13 protein-coding genes and 1 riboswitch are annotated in these 15,852 nt (G+C 70.7%); of the genes, 5 read left to right on the forward strand and 8 right to left on the reverse strand.

The annotated features are described in order from the left end of the window. The first annotated feature begins 442 nt into the window (after positions 1-442). Positions 443-1,993 carry a M4 family metallopeptidase gene (locus DX914_RS08835; RefSeq protein ID WP_115859199.1) on the forward strand — a complete coding sequence of 517 codons (1,551 nt, stop codon included), beginning with the start codon at positions 443-445 and terminating at the stop codon, positions 1,991-1,993. A gap of 141 nt (positions 1,994-2,134) precedes the next feature. Here DX914_RS08835 and DX914_RS08840 read toward each other — a convergent pair whose 3' ends face one another. Together DX914_RS08840 and DX914_RS08845 are read right to left on the reverse strand one after the other, a co-directional pair. Continuing rightward, positions 2,135-3,352, reverse strand: coding sequence for a DUF418 domain-containing protein (locus tag DX914_RS08840; protein WP_115858619.1), 1,218 nt, complete (start codon positions 3,350-3,352; stop codon positions 2,135-2,137). A 151-nt stretch (positions 3,353-3,503) separates the two neighbouring features. After that, positions 3,504-3,983: an FKBP-type peptidyl-prolyl cis-trans isomerase gene (locus DX914_RS08845; protein ID WP_115858620.1), complete on the reverse strand. Its 480-nt coding sequence runs from the start codon at positions 3,981-3,983 to the stop codon at positions 3,504-3,506. Positions 3,984-4,101: 118 nt separating this feature from the next. On the opposite strand from DX914_RS08845, the gene DX914_RS08850 reads away from it, so the two are divergent. Both DX914_RS08850 and DX914_RS08855 read left to right on the forward strand, forming a co-directional pair. Then, positions 4,102-4,683 (forward strand): C40 family peptidase, encoded by a 582-nt coding sequence (locus DX914_RS08850; protein WP_115858621.1) that lies wholly within the window; start codon positions 4,102-4,104, stop codon positions 4,681-4,683. Positions 4,684-4,918: 235 nt separating this feature from the next. Beyond that, positions 4,919-5,518, forward strand: a complete 600-nt coding sequence (locus DX914_RS08855; RefSeq protein WP_115858622.1) for a C40 family peptidase — start codon at positions 4,919-4,921, stop codon at positions 5,516-5,518. A 505-nt stretch (positions 5,519-6,023) separates the two neighbouring features. Here the strand turns inward: DX914_RS08855 and DX914_RS08860 are convergent. The 5 genes from DX914_RS08860 to DX914_RS08880 form a co-directional block, all read right to left on the reverse strand. Continuing rightward, the gene (locus tag DX914_RS08860; RefSeq protein WP_115858623.1) at positions 6,024-6,320 is read right to left on the reverse strand and encodes a DUF2149 domain-containing protein; all 297 of its coding nucleotides are present in this window, start codon (positions 6,318-6,320) and stop codon (positions 6,024-6,026) included. Further along, positions 6,317-6,760: a MotA/TolQ/ExbB proton channel family protein gene (locus tag DX914_RS08865; protein ID WP_115858624.1), complete on the reverse strand. Its 444-nt coding sequence runs from the start codon at positions 6,758-6,760 to the stop codon at positions 6,317-6,319. The genes DX914_RS08860 and DX914_RS08865 overlap by 4 nt, the downstream gene beginning before the upstream one ends. A 15-nt stretch (positions 6,761-6,775) precedes the next feature. Continuing rightward, the gene (locus DX914_RS08870; RefSeq protein ID WP_196778853.1) at positions 6,776-11,137 is read right to left on the reverse strand and encodes a cobaltochelatase subunit CobN; all 4,362 of its coding nucleotides are present in this window, start codon (positions 11,135-11,137) and stop codon (positions 6,776-6,778) included. 213 nt (positions 11,138-11,350) lie between these two features. Then, positions 11,351-11,583: riboswitch (cobalamin riboswitch) on the reverse strand. 53 nt (positions 11,584-11,636) lie between these two features. Further along, positions 11,637-12,137: an acyl-CoA thioesterase gene (locus DX914_RS08875; protein WP_115858626.1), complete on the reverse strand. Its 501-nt coding sequence runs from the start codon at positions 12,135-12,137 to the stop codon at positions 11,637-11,639. Beyond that, positions 12,134-12,775 (reverse strand): NADPH-dependent FMN reductase, encoded by a 642-nt coding sequence (locus DX914_RS08880; RefSeq protein ID WP_115858627.1) that lies wholly within the window; start codon positions 12,773-12,775, stop codon positions 12,134-12,136. The genes DX914_RS08875 and DX914_RS08880 overlap by 4 nt, the downstream gene beginning before the upstream one ends. 106 nt (positions 12,776-12,881) lie before the next feature. On the opposite strand from DX914_RS08880, the gene DX914_RS08885 reads away from it, so the two are divergent. Together DX914_RS08885 and DX914_RS08890 are read left to right on the forward strand one after the other, a co-directional pair. Continuing rightward, complete coding sequence (locus DX914_RS08885; RefSeq protein ID WP_115858628.1) at positions 12,882-13,289, forward strand: hypothetical protein; 408 nt, start codon at positions 12,882-12,884, stop codon at positions 13,287-13,289. Beyond that, the gene (locus tag DX914_RS08890; protein ID WP_115858629.1) at positions 13,286-13,753 is read left to right on the forward strand and encodes a hypothetical protein; all 468 of its coding nucleotides are present in this window, start codon (positions 13,286-13,288) and stop codon (positions 13,751-13,753) included. Before DX914_RS08885 ends, DX914_RS08890 begins: the two co-directional genes overlap by 4 nt. A 673-nt stretch (positions 13,754-14,426) precedes the next feature. Here DX914_RS08890 and DX914_RS08895 read toward each other — a convergent pair. Then, a complete protein-coding gene (locus DX914_RS08895) occupies positions 14,427-15,845 on the reverse strand; it encodes a M16 family metallopeptidase (protein WP_115858630.1) in 1,419 nt (472 codons plus the stop codon). Between the last annotated feature and the right edge of the window lie 7 nt (positions 15,846-15,852).

Here is a 15,852-nt window from a genome sequence, read left to right on the forward strand (position 1 = left end):
TTCGACCGGAAATCCGGAAGTGTGATCGTAATCAGGTTGCGAGCTGCGTGGTCCGGTTGCGCGACGCGACGCTGCGTTCCAGCGCGCCCTACGGTTCCAGTCGTCCACGGCGACACGCGATGGAATCGTACTCGCCCGCACACGTTGTGGATCCAAACAGTACCGGATGTTGAAGCGTTCCACCAATCACTCAAGGACCCGGGAGACTCGCGCCATGCAAAGGAAAACCGCCGTACTCAGCACCGCCATCGTCGCCGGCTTGGCCCTGCTGGCTGGCCGCGCCATCGCGCCCGACGACACCGCCGCCCACGGCGCGGTTGCTGCCGGCGCGTCCGCCGCGGCGGACGCCGCCAGCGCGACCGCCCGCCATCCGGCCGCGCGCGGCCTGCAGCCCGCCGCCGTGGAATTCGCCAGCGGCCGCGGCCCGCACGCCAGCGACCTGATGTTCGCCTCGACCTCGCCCGAGGAAGCCGACGCCTCGCCCGCCGCCGATCGCGCGCGCGGCCTGCTCGCCGGCGCCGCCGCGCGCCAGGTGCACCGCGTGCCCGGCGATGGCTTCGTCGCCCGCGACGTCTTGGTGGACCGCGACGGCACCGAGCACGTGCGCATGGACCGCCGCTACCAGGACCTGCCGGTGATCGGCGGCGACATGGTCGTGCATTCGCGCAACGGCCGCGTGCTGTCCATCACCCAGGCCGAGGGCATGCGCAGCGACGCGCGCCCGCAGCTCAAGCCCGGCATCGACGCCGACCGCGCGCTGCTGGAGGCCGGCAGCCTGTTCGACGGCCGCATCGACGACATCGCCGCCCAGTTGGTGATCTACGCGCGCGGCGCCGCGCCGACCCTGGCCTACCAGGTCTCGCTGACCGGCCAGCGCAGCGACCAGTCGCCGGGCAACCTGTCCTATTACCTGGACGCGCGCAACGGCAAGCTGCTGCAGGAAGACGATCACTTCCACACCGCCGCGGCCACCGGCACCGGCCGCAGCCTGACCCTGGGCAACGTGTCCATCGTCACCAACTCGGTCAGCGGCGGCTACCAGATGACCGACCCCTCGCGCGGCAACGGCCAGACCCTGGACGCGCGCAACCGCAGCAGCACCTCCGGCGCCACGGTGTTCAGCGACAGCGACAACACCTGGGGCAACAACACGGTCGGCGACCGCGCCTCGGCCGCCGCCGACGCGCACTACGGCGTGGCGGCCACGTTCGACTATTTCAAGAACACCCACGGCCGCAACGGTATCGGCAACAACGGCAACGGCGTGCGCAGCTATGTGCACTGGGGCAGCAACTACGTCAACGCCGGCTGGAACGGTTCGTACATGGTCTACGGCGATGGCGACGGCGTGACCTATAAGCCGCTGGTGGCGCTGGACGTGGCCGGCCACGAAATGGCCCACGGCGTGACCGGCGCGACCGCGCGGCTGGGCTACTACAACGTCAAGGACGCCGGCGGCCTCAACGAGTCCACCTCGGACATCTTCGGCACCCTGGTGGAATACGGCGTGGCCAACAGCAACGATCCGGGCGACTTCCTGATCGGCGAGGAGATCTACATCAGCAACCCGGGCGACACCAAGGCCCTGCGCCTGATGTTCAAGCAGGACGCCGACGGCAAGTCCTTCGCCTGCTATCCCGCCGGCGGTTTCAGCGCGAGCCTCGCCTATGCGCGCGGCCCGCACGATCCGCACCAGACCTCGGGCGTGGGCAACCGCTTCTTCTACCTGCTTGCGCAGGGCGCGGTGGCGGCACCGGGCTTCAGCTACACCCCGGCGCAGCTGGTCTGCAACGGCGACACCGGCATCGTCGGCATCGGCCGGACCAAGGCCGGCGCGATCTGGTACCGCGCGCTGACCCGCTACTTCGTCTCCAGCACCACCTATCCGCAGGCGCGCACGGGCACGCTGCAGGCGGCGGCGGATTTGTACGGCAATGGGTCGGCGGAGTATCAGGCGGTGGCTAGGGCCTGGTCGGCGGTGCAGGTGAACTGACCGATTCCTCACCGCCTTTGAGCTCCCCCCTTTGTTGCGGGGGGCTGGGGGGATTTGCTGTTGCTGTCGCGAAAAGCAAATCCCCCTCAATCCCCCTTTTCCAAAGGGGGAGGCTAAAAGCAAAGGGGGAAGTATCGAGCATCAAGCCCTCACCCACTCCGGCCGCCGCGCATACGTAAACCATCGCCACAGCCACTCCACCGGTCCATAGCGGAAACGCAAGAACCATAGCCGCGCGAACGCGAGCTGCAACGCGAACAACACGCACACGCCCAGCACCTGCACCGCCCGCGGCACCTGCCCCCACCAGCCCAGCCCGTAGCCGTAGAACACCAGCGTGCCGATCAGCGACTGCATCAGGTACAGGGTCAGCGCCATGCGCCCGGCCGGGGCGAACCACAGCGGCCAACGCGCGCCGCGCTGCAGCGCGCCGACGATCCAGGCCAGGTAGGCCAGCGACATCAGCGGCGCGCCGGCCATCTGCAGGGTCGCGGCGAACAGGTCGCTGCCGCGCACGCCCGGCCCGACCAGGATCGGCTCGCTGTCCACCGCCATGCCGGCCAGGGTGATCGCCAGGCCCAACGGACCGGCGCCCCACAGCAGCCAGCGATACAGGCGCGGGTGGCTCTCGGGCTCGGCGATCGCGCCGCTGCGCACGAACCAGCTGCCGACCGCGAACAGACCCCAGGCCATCGGTACGAACACGATCAGCGTGGCCAGGGTCTGTTCGTAGAAGTAACGCAGCCGCATCATCGTGGCCTGGGCATAACTGCCTTGGGCATAGGCGGCGATCTCGTCCTTGCGCAAGCTCAAGTCGGCCGATGCGTCGGACGCGGCGGCCATGATGCTGCCGGCGAAAGCCATGGCGACGGAGGCCAGCAGCAGCATCATCACCAAGCTCAGGTGGGTGAGCAGGCCGATCGGCCACAACGCGCCCAGCGGCGCATGGCGCAGGGCCAGCAAGCCGAACGCGGCCAGCGCGTAGCAAACCAGCACGTCGCCCGACCACAGCAGGATCGCGTGCAGCAGGCCGATCGCCAGCAGGCCCAGGCTGCGGCGCAGGTAGATCGGGCCGAACGCGGCGCCGGCCGCCTGCGCGCGCTGGCTCATGACCGCGAAGCCCATGCCGAACAGCAGCGCGAACAGGGTCCAGAACTTGCCCTGCACGAACAGATACACGAAACCGTCGGCGAGGCGGTCGGCCAGGCCCTGGCCGGGGTCGATGCCGCTGCCGGCGTCGAGCATGGACGTGGTGAACGATTCCACGTTCATCAGCCAGATGCCGAGCAGGGCGATGCCGCGCACCGCGTCCAGGGCGTGCAGGCGGTCGGCGGCGGGCAGCGGCGAGAAGGCGGTCATGCGGGCGTCCGTGGCGGGCGGGTGCGGACGATGTAGCCGCAGTCGCCAGCGATAACGCAAGGACGGAAGGTCACCCCACCCGCGCGGACGGCGAAAACGCGAACGGCCCGCATCGCGCGGGCCGTTCGGGGTACTGCGTGGAGCGTGCGGCTTAGTGGTGGTGGCCGCCGTCGCCGTGCACGTGGCCGTGCTCGATCTCTTCCGGGCTGGCCTCGCGCACGTCGACGATCTCAACGGCGAAGTGCAGGTCCTTGCCGGCCATCGGGTGGTTCAGGTCCACGTCGACCACGCTCATGCCCACCTTCAGGATGGTCACCGCGCGCGGGCCGAAGTTGGTCGGCAGCACGGCCTGCATGCCCGGCTCCAGGCGCGCGTCCTTGAAGTACTTCTTCGGCACGCGCTGGGTCAGGCCTTCCTGGCGCACGCCGTAGGCGTCGGCCGCGGCCACGTCGGCCTCGAACTTGTCACCGGCCTCGCGGCCGTCCATCGCCGTTTCCAGGCCCGGGATGATGTTGCCGTGGCCGATCAGGATCGCCAGCGGATCGCGGCCTTCCGAGCTCTCCAGCGGCTCCTGGCCGGCTTCGGAGACGGTGTAATGGAAACGGACGACGCGATCTTTCTCGATTTTCATTGCGGGACTCGGCTGGCGGCCGCCGGCGGCGGCGCGGATAGGAATTGCGCGGCATCGGCACGGGCGCCGGCGTCGCGAAGGCTTGTCGTCGTAGGCGGCAGCCGCCAAGCTGACGGCCATGACGAAGGCCGCGCATTATCCCGGCAACACCGCCCCCGCGCCAGCGCGCGGCCGTTCGCTGCGCTCCGGCGCGCGCTGGCTGGTCCTGGCCGGCGCCTGCGCCGTGCTGCTGGCGGCCTGCGGCGGCGGCCGCGAGAGCGTGCGCCGGCCCGCGCCGAAAGCGCCGCTGCGCAGCTGGCCGGTGGTGGAGCCGGCCGACCCGGCCGCGGCCAACGCCGTGCTCATGCGCGCCCTGAGCCTGGTCGGCACGCCCTACCGCTACGGCGGCAACACCCCCGACAGCGGCTTCGACTGCTCCGGTCTGGTCAACTACGTCTACCGCGACATGCTGGCGCTGAACCTGCCGCGCACCTCCCGCGACCTGGCCGGCTACCAGGGCCCCAAGATCGCCCCGGAGCGGCTGGCGGCGGCCGATCTGGTGTTTTTCGCCAGCGGTGGCACCGTCACCCATGTCGGTATCTATGTCGGCGAAGGCCGCTTCGTCCACGCCCCCAGCAGCGGCGGCACGGTCCGCCTGGACCACCTGGACGGCCCCTACTGGCGCGATCACTACAGCGGCGCCAAGCGCGTGCTGAAGTAGGCTGCGGACAAAAATGTGAGCAAAATCACGCGCTTGTTAACGAGCTGCTAACGAAATTTGAACCATCTGTTGCGCTTCGGCAGGCATGATCGCCCGGTGACGACTTAGTGATGACCGCGTGACGACCCAGCTTTCCTGCCAAGGCCGCCCAGCAGCCACCACCGCCTCCCGCCTCCCGCGGGCCGCATTCCGCATTTCCCTAGCCCTCGCGCTGGCCGCCCTGGCCCTGCCCGCGATGGCCCAGGAACAGCCTTCCGCCTCGGCCAGCCTGGCCGGCGGCTCGGCCCTGAGCAGCGATTCGGCCGACGCCCTGGCTCCGGCCGCGCGCAGCCTGCTGCCCGAGGCCATGACCCTGCCCGACCGCGCCCTGCTGCTGGCCACCGACCTGAACCGCCTGCTGGCGCCATCCTCGGCCACCGGCGAGATCAAGCCCGGCGCCGCCCCGGCCGGCGAAGGCCGGATCAAGGGCATGCTGCAGCGCGCCCTGGCCCTGCTGGGCACGCCCTACCGCTGGGGCGGCAACAGCCCCGAGAAGGGTTTCGACTGCAGCGGCCTGGTCGGCTACGTGTTCCGCAACGCCCTGGGCATCGAGCTGCCGCGCGTCTCGCGCGAGATGGCCAAGACCGGCGAACTGATCCGCGACCGCGACGAACTCAGCGAAGGCGATCTGGTGTTCTTCGGCCGCAAGGGCCGGGTCGACCACGTCGGCATCTACCTGGGCGAAGGCCGCTTCGTGCACGCCCCGCGCACCGGCAAGGACGTGACCGTGTCCAGCCTGGACACCGGCTACTGGAGCGGCAAGTTCATGGAAGCGCGCCGGGTCGAAGGGATCTGAGGCTTCGCGCCGTAACTCATAGAGAAGGCCGCCTCCGGGCGGCCTTTTGCTTTTGGCCTGTCATCCCCGCGAAGGCGGGGATCCAGGGCTTCATCCAGGCATGACTCTGAAGTCTCTGGATCCCCGCTTTCGCGGGGATGACAAGCAAGAGCACACGCCACGTCCCTCAGCCGTCATTCCCGCGAACGCGGGAATCTAGGGCTTCATCCAGGCATGACTCTGAAGGCTCTGGATTGCCGCCTTCGCGGGGATGACGAGCGGAAGCTGCGGCGCTTCTCGCTCTTGCTCGTCATTCCCGCGAACGCGGGAATCCAGGGCTACATCCAGGCATGACTCTGAAGTCTCTGGATCCCCGCCTTCGCGGGGATGACGAGCAAAAGCAGATGCCGAAGCCCTCAGCCGTCGTTCCCGCGAACGCGGGAACCCAGGGCTTCATCCAGGCATGACTCTGAAATCTCTCTTTCCGGCCATCGGGCACAGCCCGATGGCGCAGCGCAATCGAGCCCTAGCGCTCGATCAGAATCAGCTTGCCGGTCTTGGGATCGCGATACACCTGCCCCACCGCCTCATAGCCGGCGCCGGCCTGTTGCTCGCCCTGCAACGGGCGCTCGATCGTGCGGCCGCGTTCGACCGGCGCCGGCACGCGCTGCTGCGCGACCGCGCCGATCGCCGCCAACAGGCCGCAGGCGAACACCAGCATCACGTCGACCAGGTTGACCAAGCTGGCGCGCGGGTCCTCGTCGTCGTGGTCGAAGCGGGTGCGCAGGCGGGCGGCCGCGCGGCTGCGGCGCGGCGGGCTCATGCGGCGGCCTCCATGCGTTCCAGCAGTTCCTCGTACCAGCGCTTGCGCAGCCGGCCGATCCACAGGCCGGCGATGCCGGCCAGCAGGCCCAGCACGGTGGCGTCGAAGGCCACGGTGACCGCGCTGGCCAGCTGCGCCGGATCGCCCTGTCCCAGCGCGGCCAGACCCGGGCCCAGCGGAATGATGGTGGCCATCAGGCCCAGCATCGGCGGCACCCGCGCGAGCAGGTCGCAACGCTCGATGCGGCGGCGCGCCAGCCGCGCCACCGCCTCGATGTCGCCGCTGCGCTGCAGCCGGCGCAGACCCAGCCAGCGCTCGCCCAGGGCCAGGCCGGCCTCGACCAGGGCCAATGCGCAGGCGGCCAGCAGTATCGCCAGCACCGCCGGCAGCAGCAGCGCGATCAGCCGGTGCAGGGTGTCGAAATGGATCCAGCCTTCCATCGGGTGCGGCCTCGTCTAGGACTGCGAATCGGCGCTCGCCGGCGACGGCCGGCGGCGTGCGGTGGGTGCGGCCAGGCCGCGGCGCAGGCCGAAGCCCAGCAGGATCAGCGCCAGCAGCGCGAGCGCGGCGGCGGGCAGCGGATGGCGGCGGATCAGCGCCTGCGGCGCCAGGCGCAGCAGTTCGCTGGCGCGCTCGGGTGGCGTTGCAGGTGCGGCCGGCGGCGTTGACGGCTGGGCAGACGCCGCGCGTGCGGCGGCGGCCGGCGCAGACGGCGTGCTCCGCGCGGATTCGGCTTGCGGCGGCGCTTGCGCCAAGGCCTCGCGTGCGCGCTGCGGCGCACCCAGCGCATACGTGGACACCGCGCCGCGTTCGCCGCGCGCGCGCGCCAGCACTTCCTGCAAGCGCGCACGTGCCGCCGGCGCCAGGCGCGGCTGCAACCAGGCCCACATCGGATGGTCGGGCGCGGCGTGGCCGCTGCCGGGCAGACCGTTGCGCGCGACCAGCTCGGCCAGTTCGCCGCCGAGCTTGGCGACGTTGGCGTCGCTGGTGGACCAGTAACCCTTGTGCGCGGCCACCAGCATCAGCGCCAGCATGTGCGCCTTGGCGTGCTGCGAATGGCCCTTGGACAGGAACTCGTTCACGCCCAGGCCGTGGCGGTCGTCCAGGTAGACGCGCTGCACCTCGTCCCAGGCCCAGCCGCGGATCAGGTCCGGCCGGGTCACCTCCCAGCCCCACAGGTTCTCCAGGAATTCCTGGCTGATGGTGCGCGCGCCGGCGTAGTCGTGGCGCATCAGCGGGCGGATCCAGGCGGGGTTGAGATAACGCCCGCGGAACTCGCGCAGCAGCGCCGCCTGCAGCGGTTCCACGTCGGCGCGCTCGGCGTCGACGTTGTACAGCACCTGCGCCTGCGGCACGCGGCCGGTCAGGGTTTCCACCGCCAGCGACAGGCCGCCGAAATAGTCGAAGGCGTCGTTGTTGTCGAGCAGGCCGTACAGATGCGAGGCGCGGCCGTGGTAGCTGCGCTCCACGCCGCGCAAGCCGGTGGCGAAGGCCTGGTGCGCGGGCGTGCCTTCGGCGTCCAGGCCGTAGGCGTGACCCATGCGGTTGAGGTAGGCGCGGCCGATCTGGGCGCGTTCGCGCCAGGCGCCGGAGCGTTCGGTCAGCCGGTTCACGCCGGCGCCGTAAGCGCCGGGCGCATCGCCGTATACGCGCCAGGCCGCTTCGCGCCCCGCCGCTTCGTCGGCCAGGCCTTGCGCGCGCAAGGCATCCACGCGCTGCAGCCATTGACGCGCCACGCCGTTGTCGGCGATCGCCTCCTTGCCCTGCTCGAACTGTTCGCCCAACGGCGCCAATGCGGCGTCCAACGCGGCGGCCAGATCCGGGCGCTGCGCGCGCAGGCTGTGCGCGCTGGAGGCGAGCGCCAGACGTCCGCCGCGGTCCAGCAGCAACACCAGATTCGGATACAGATCGCGGAACAGGCCGGAGGTGGTGACCAGCACGTCGCGGCGCGGCTGGCCCGGCGGCATCGGCCGCAGTTCCAGGCCCTGGACGATGCCGCGCGCGTTCCAGCGCGGCTGCACGCCCATCAAGGCCAGGGCGAAGCCGACCATCACGCCTTCGTCGCGCACCGCGTCGGAGGCCCACAGCACCACGCCTTCGCTACCGCTGCGCGCCGCGCCGCTGGCGAGCACGCGCTCGGCCTGCTGCGCGCCCAGGCGCTGGGCCAACGGCGTGGGCAGCACGTCGCCGTCCAGGCCGTGGAAGTTGCGGCCGGTGGGCAGCGCCTCGGGCGCGCGCAAGGGATCGTTGCCCTTGCCCGGCAGCACGTAGCCGCCTTCCAAACCATGCAGCAGCGCGGCCATCTCCGCCGGCGGCGACGCCTGCAGCTTGGCGCGCAGGGCATCGGCCTCGCCCAGTTCGCGCATCGACTCGAGCATGGTCCGCAGCTGGGTGTCGTCCCAGGCCTGGCCGAACACGTGCAGGCCGTGCGGCATGAACTTTTCCTGCAACTTGGTCAGGTAGTGGCCGATCTCGTGCGCGAGCAGATCGTCGTCGGCCTGCTCGAAACCGATGCCGCGCACCTGCAGCACATCGGCCATGCTCGCTTCCAGTTCGGCGCGCAGCTGCAGCGCTTCGACTTGTTCGCGCATCTCGCTGGCGGCCTGCGCGCGCAGCGGCTCGCTGCTGCTGCTTTCGAAGCTCTCCACCAACTGGCGCAGGCGCAGCAGGCGGTCGTACAGCGGCGTGGCCGCCAGCGGCGGGGTGAGGTGATCCACGATCACCGCCAGACCGCGGCGCTTGGCCTGGGTGCCCTCGCCCACGCCATCGACGATGTAGGGATAGACACCGGGCACGTCGCCGGCGATCAGGCGCGAGTAGTCGTCGCTGGCCAGACCCACGGCCTTGCCGGGCAGGAATTCGTAAGTGGAATGGCGGCCGACGTGGACGATCACGTCGGCGCCGAACACGTCGCGCAGCCAGTGGTAATAGGCCAGGTACTGGTGCGGCGGCAGGATCTGGGTGTTGGCGTGCAGCAGTTCCTCATCCACCTCCCAACCGCGCGGCGGCTGCGGGCCGATGAACACGTTGCCCAGGCGCAGGCCCGGGATCACCACCGCGCCGTCGTGCACCATCACCTTGCCCGGCGCCGGGCCCCAGCCACGCAGGCCGGGCACCTGCAAGGCCTGCAGCGAGGCTTGCACGCGCCCGGCTTCGGCGCAGGCGGCATCGGCCGCGGCGTCCTGGCCGCGCAGGCAGCGCAGGTGCGCGTCGATCAGTTGACGGAACTGCGCCAGCGCGGCGTCGCGTGCGCGATGGTCGACGCCTTCGAGCAGGTGCAGCAGTTCGCGCTCGGCATCGCGCACGCGGCGTTCGCCCAGCTCGAGCTCCTGCGCCTGGCGCGCGAGCGCGACCTGCGCGCGCAGGCGCGCGAGCGGCCCGTCGCTGACTTCGCCACGCACGCCCTCGGGCAGACCGGCGAACCAGCGCCGGTAGTCGTCGCCGGACAGCGTGGTCACCTGCTGGGCCATGGCCGCGAGTTCGCCGCCGTCCTCGGGCGTGTTCACGCCTTCGCGCATCATCCGGTCCAGCAGCAGCGCGGGCGTGGCCGGCAGATCGTCCACGCGGTACCCCTGCGCGCGCATCGCGCTGAGGATGCCGTGCAGCGAAGCCGGCACGTCCAGGTTGTCGGCGCCGATGTTCTGCCGCCCGGGCGGATGGTTGTAGTAGATCACCGCCACCTTGCGCTGCGCCGGCGCTTTCTCGCGCAGGCGGCGCCAGCGCTGCGCGCGTTCGACCAGGGACTGCATCTCCTGGGTCAGCGGTTGCGGGCGTTGCAGGCGCACGCCGGTCAGCGCATCGATGCTGGCGGGCCCGGCGGCGGCCAGCACCAGCGGTTGGCTGGCGCCCTGCAGCTCGGACATGGCCACGCGGTACTGCACGCTGGACGCGGGCAGGCCGTCGCCGGACAAACGCCATTGCGCTTCGGTGCGGTCGAGCACGCGGATGGCCTTGAACACCGGCACGTCCAGCTCGGCGATCGCGGTGCTGGCGGCGTCGCGGCCCTCGGCGGCGCCGACCACGAAGTCCTGCAGCACCACCACCGCGGCCAGCGGGCGCGCGCCCGCGAGCGCACGCAGGTCCTGCACCGCGCGCAGCGAGGCTTCGCCCCAGCGCGCGTAAACGCCCAGGCAGTCCAAGCCCGCACGCTCGGCTTGCGCACACAGCGCATCGCCGGTGGCGACGTCGGCATTGTTGAGATCGAGCACCGCGAGCAAGGGGCGTTCGTCCGGCGCAACCGCCGTCACGCTACGGCCGCGTTGGCGCAGCACCCGGTCGGGTTGCGGTTCCGGTGCCGGCACCGCACCGCCCTCCAGCAGGAAGCGCAGCGCGCGTTGCAGGTTGCGGCCGCCGCCTTCGCGCCACAGCGCGCGCACCTCCAGCCATTCGCGCGCGAAAGGATCGGCCTGTGCACGCGCGAGCAGCGCCGGCAGCGGCGTTTCCTGCGTCAGCTGGGTCAGCTCGGTGGCGTTGAACGCGCCCAGGCCGCGGCGGTCGCGGTAGCTGGCCAGGGCCAGGCCGGCTTCGCCATGGAAGGCGTACAGGCGCTTGGGCCCCTGCCCGCGCCGGTGCAGGGCGGTGGCGGCTTCGCGCAGGCGCACGCCTTGCTCGCCGAACAGCGCGACCGCGATCACCGCGTCGCTGCCGGCGACCAGCTCGCGCAACTGTGCGCGGTCCAGTTCCTGCAGTTGCTGCGGCGTGCGCAGGATTATGCGGTCGCCCGGCCGCGCGGCCAGCACTTCGCGCGCGGCCTCGGCGGTTTCCGGCGCGGCGCGCTCGGACACCACGCCCAGCAGCGTGGCCGCCTGCGCGTGCATCGAAGCGCAGCAGAGCAGCGCCGCCGCCCACAGCGCCCGCCAATTCCTGCGCGCCATACGCGCGCCACTTGCCTTCACCGCACACCGCATCGACGACCTCGCCCCCGCACGCCCTGTGCGGACCGGATGGAAGGGGCGGACGTAGCGAAGGCAAAACCGCACGGAGCCGGCGCCGGACGGGCGCGAGCGCGCGCGACGTCGCCCTCCGCAACGTCCACCGCGTACGCATCGGCCGGTCTCCGGGCTTGCGAGTGCCGGGGAATCCCGGCGGCATCGGCGCCTTCCCGGAACCATGGTTCCAGTGGCGGTGTGCCGATGCTTTGCTCGCTCACCGTTGCAGGGGCAGCGCCGGACTGATTCGCCTGGTCGAGGCGAACGCACCGGCTTCCCGTTCAACCGCGACCGCCGGAACGGCGGGCGCGGCACCAGATGCAAAGCGCGCGCAATCTAGCACAGGCGCGCGCGCGGCGTCCGCGCGGGCGGTCGCGCCAGGGCGCGGTCAGTCGTTGTCGCGCACGTAGCGCTCGACCGTGGCTTCGATGCCCTTGCTCAGTTCCATCACCTTCAATGCGTACTCGGCCAGGCGCTTGTCGTCCTCGCTGACCGGGGTCCACGGCGGCACCGGCGTGGGCTTGCCCTCGGCCTGGTCCATGGCCACGAACACGATCACGCAATGGGTGCACAGGCGCTCTTCCGGCTCGCGGTCGTCCAGACCCGGATCGCGCGCCTTCACGTCCACCGCGAAGTGCATGCTGGTGGTGCCGGTGTGGATCAGCTTGGTGTGCACGGTGACCAGGTCGCTGATCCGGATCGGGGCGACGAAGCGGATGCCGCCCACCGCCACGGTCACGCTGTACTTGCCGCTCCAGCCGACCGCGGCGGCGTAGCCGGCCTGGTCGATCCACTTCATCACCATGCCGCCGTGGACCTTGCCGCCGTAGTTCACGTCGGTGGGCTGAGCGAGGAAACGCAGGTTGAGTTCGCGCTGCTGGCCTTTCATGCCTTCGCTCCCTTGCACAGATGGCGGACCACGGCCGCGCCCACGTTGAGCACGGCGCTGCGCAGGCGTTCGTCGGCGAGCACGCCGGTGTCGGGCAGGCGCTCGGCGGCGTTGCCCACCGCGACCTGCTGCGGCACCACCAGCAGGCCGAGCTTGGACAGCGCGTCGCGCAGCACGATCAGCGAGCGGATGCCGCCCAGCGGACCCGGCGAGGCCGAGACGATGCCGGCCATCTTGTCCTGGAACAGCAGGGTGCCGGACTTGCCCTCGACGGTGGCGCGCGACATCCAGTCCAGGGTGTTCTTGACCAGGGCCGGCATCGAGCCGTTGTACTCGGGCGTGCTGATCAGCAGGCCGTCGCTGGCGGCCATCAGCGCCTGCAGGCGGTACACGTTGTCGGGCATGCCGGCGGCCTCGATGTCGCCGTCGTACACCGGCAGCGGATAGTCGCGCAGCTCGATCAGGTCGACATCGGCGCCGGCCTCGCGCGCGCCCTGCGCCAGCAGCGGCACCAGGCGGCGGTTGTAGGACGCCGCGCGCAGGCTGCCGGCGAAGGCCAGCAGGCGCGGGCGCGGCGGCGGGGTGGCGATGGTGCGGTCGGCCTCGGGCGAGCGCGGATCGGACGGGCTGGCGGACATGCGCTGGCTCCTGGGGGACGGCCGACGATTATGCGCACAGGCGCCGCGCTTGCGGCAGCCGCCGCGACCGGCGATGCTCGCCGCCGACGCAACGGGGAGACCGGCCATGGGACGCACGATCGTCGCGGTACTGGTGGGGCTGATAGCGGCCTGGATCACCATCATGCTGTGCGAGTTCGGCAGCGCGGCGCTGTCGCCGCCGCCGACCGGCATCGACCTGAGCGATCCGACCGCGCTGGCCGCCCACATCGCCGCCGCGCCGCCGGCGGCCATGGCCCTGGTGCTGGCCGGCTGGACCCTGGGCGCCTTCGACGGCGGCCTGATCGCCGCGTTGATTTCGCGCCGCCACAAGACCGGCGCCGCTTTGACCATCGGCGTGCTGGTGGTGCTGGGCGTGATCGCCAACAGCCTGCTGATCCCGCACCCGCTGTGGATGACCGTCGCTGGCCTGGCGCTGCCGATCCCGGCGGCGTGGCTGGCTTCGCGCGTGGTCTCGCGCAAGGCCGCCGCATGAGTCGCAGCCCCTCGCACGGCAAGGCCCTGCTGTACACCGTGGGCCTGTTCGCCGGCGCCTTCGCCATCGGTGCCTGGCTGGCCGGCTTCGCCGCGCCCGCACACGAGGCGGCGTGGTGGATCAGCGGCGCGCTACTCGCGGTGGGCCTGGTCGTGGGGCTGAAGGTCCTGGAGGCTGCTGCGCTGCTGGTCGCACCGCTGGTGCTGGCCCGGATGGCCGCGCGCTGGGCCGTGACCGGCAAGCCGCTGGATACGCGCAAGGACGGCGACCGGCACGATTGGATCGCCTATCTGTTGTTCATTCCATCGTATGCGGTGTTTGCGCTGTTGACGGGTGCCGGTGTCGGCTTCGTCGATGGCGGCTTGGGGTTCTTTTTAAGCGCGCTGCTGTATGGCGCGATCGGCTTGGTGCTTGGGGCGGTCGGTGCGCGGGTCATCGTCAAGTACGCGATGGAGGCGGGTTGAGCGGTCGCCCGGCACGGCTCGCGTGAACTTGCGCGGGAGTTGGTTGCTTCGCGCGCCCTCACCCCAACCCCTCTCCCGCAAGCGAGAGAGGGGCTAAAACAGCAAGCGGCGTCGAATGCATCCCCTCTCCCGCTTGCGGGAGAGGGCTAGGGTGAGGGGATGAGCGCAAAGCGCGAATGCTCTTGATCGGGCATTGAACTCGCCGCGCAAACAGAAGACCCAAAGGGCGGCGCACAGGACGTGCGCCGTTTTCCGCTCGGGCAGGAGGCCCGATCGGAAAATCCCGGCGCCCGCTTCGATCTCGCAAGGGAGCTCTGGGGCAGCGTTTTTCTTTGGTTACTTTCTTTTGACGCTTATCAAAAGAAAGTGACCCGGCCGCTTGCGGACGGAAGCTGTTGCTGTTGCTTAGGAGCTAAGAGCAAATCCCCCTCAATCCCCCTCAACAAAGGGGGAAGACAAGCAGGGCGGAAGCAGGGGCGAAGGTTGCGACGTAGGTGAGGATTCGCGGTCGCAGCTTGCGCAGCTCCTACAGGGGGCTCGAGAGGTTTGTCGCAGATGTGGATTCGCGGTCGCGGCTTATGCCGCTCCTACCCCAAGGCTTAGGCCGGCGGCGCGGACGAAAAACCCCGCTTCTTTCGAAGCGGGGTTTTTCGGGATTACGGCGTTAACTGGCTTACTTCGCGGGCGCGGAGAACTCGCCGTAGGTCTTGAGCTGCTCGGCCACCGCCTTACCGTCGCCGACCACGATGATCGACTGGTCGCCCGGCGCGTAGTACTTCTTCGCCATCGCCTGCACCTGGGCCGCATCCACCGCGCGGATCTTGGGCACGTACTCGCCCAGGAACTCCGGCGGCAGGCCCACCAGCCAGTTGTTGGCCAGCTGGCTGGCCACCGAGTACTGCAACTGGTTGCTGATCAGATAGCCGCCGGCCACATAACGTTTGGTGTCTTCCAGCTCCTGCGCCGGCACCGGCTCGCTGCCCAGGCGCTCGAACTCGTGGAAGAACTCCTTGATCGCCGCGCCGGTGACCTCGTTGCGCACGTCCGCGCCCGCCTGCACCCGCCCGCCCGCACGCGCGGCCGAGAGGCCGGCGCTGGCGCCGTAGGTGTAGCCCTTGGCCTCGCGCAGGTTCTGGTTGACGCGGCTGCTGAAGCCGCCGCCGAGCACGGTGCCGGCCAGCTGCATCGGCACGTAGTCGGCATCGGTGGCCGGAATCGCCGGGCGGCCCAGGCGCACGGTGGACTGCACGCTGCCGTCGCGCTGGATCAGCACGTGCGCCGGCGAGGCGCTGCGGCGCGCGGCCGGGGTGTCGGCGCTGGCCGTGCCGCTGTTCTTCCAATCGCCGAACGCGCGCTCGGCAAGCTTGAAGCCCTCATCGGCGCCGATCCGGCCGGTCACGATCAACAGCGCATGGTCGGGACGGAAACGGCGCGCGTGCTCGGCGCGCAGGCGCTCGGGCGTGACCGCGGCGATCGAGGCCTCGGTCTGCTGCACGCGCGCGTAAGGATGGTCGCCGTAGGTGGCGGCCAGCAGCGCGCGCGTGGCCTTGAAGCCGGGCTGCGCCTCGGCGGCCTTGAGCCCCTGCAGCGCGTTGGCCTGGGCCAGCTTCACCTCCTTCTCGGGGAAGGCCGGCGTGCGCACCACTTCGGCCAGCAGCTCCAGCATCGGCGCGGCCATCGACGGCAACGCGTTGGCGCCCACGGTGATGCCGTCGTTGTTGGCGTTGCTGCCGATGCTGCCGCCATAGCCCTGCGCGGCCTCGGCGATGGCCTTGGAGTCGCGCTTGGCGGTGCCTTCGCTGAGCAGGCCCGCGTACAGACTGGCGAAGCCCGGCGCATCGGCGGCGTCGGCGGCGAAGCCGGCGTTGCGCACGGCCAGGGTGTAGTCCACGCGCGGCAGGCCCTGGCGCGGGATCACCCACACCTGCAAGCCGTTGGCCAGGCGCTTTTGCGCGATCTGCGGCACCGGCAGCGGCCGGTCGGGCGCATAGGCGGGCAGTTCCTTGGGCAGCTCGGCCTTGGGGCCGGCCACGGCGGCGCCGCACAGCACCAGCGAGACGGAGAGCGCGAGCGTAGCGATTCGGATAGCCATGGTCGTC

The sequence above is a fragment of the Lysobacter silvisoli genome, assembly GCF_003382365.1.
GTDB lineage: Bacteria > Pseudomonadota > Gammaproteobacteria > Xanthomonadales > Xanthomonadaceae > Lysobacter > Lysobacter silvisoli.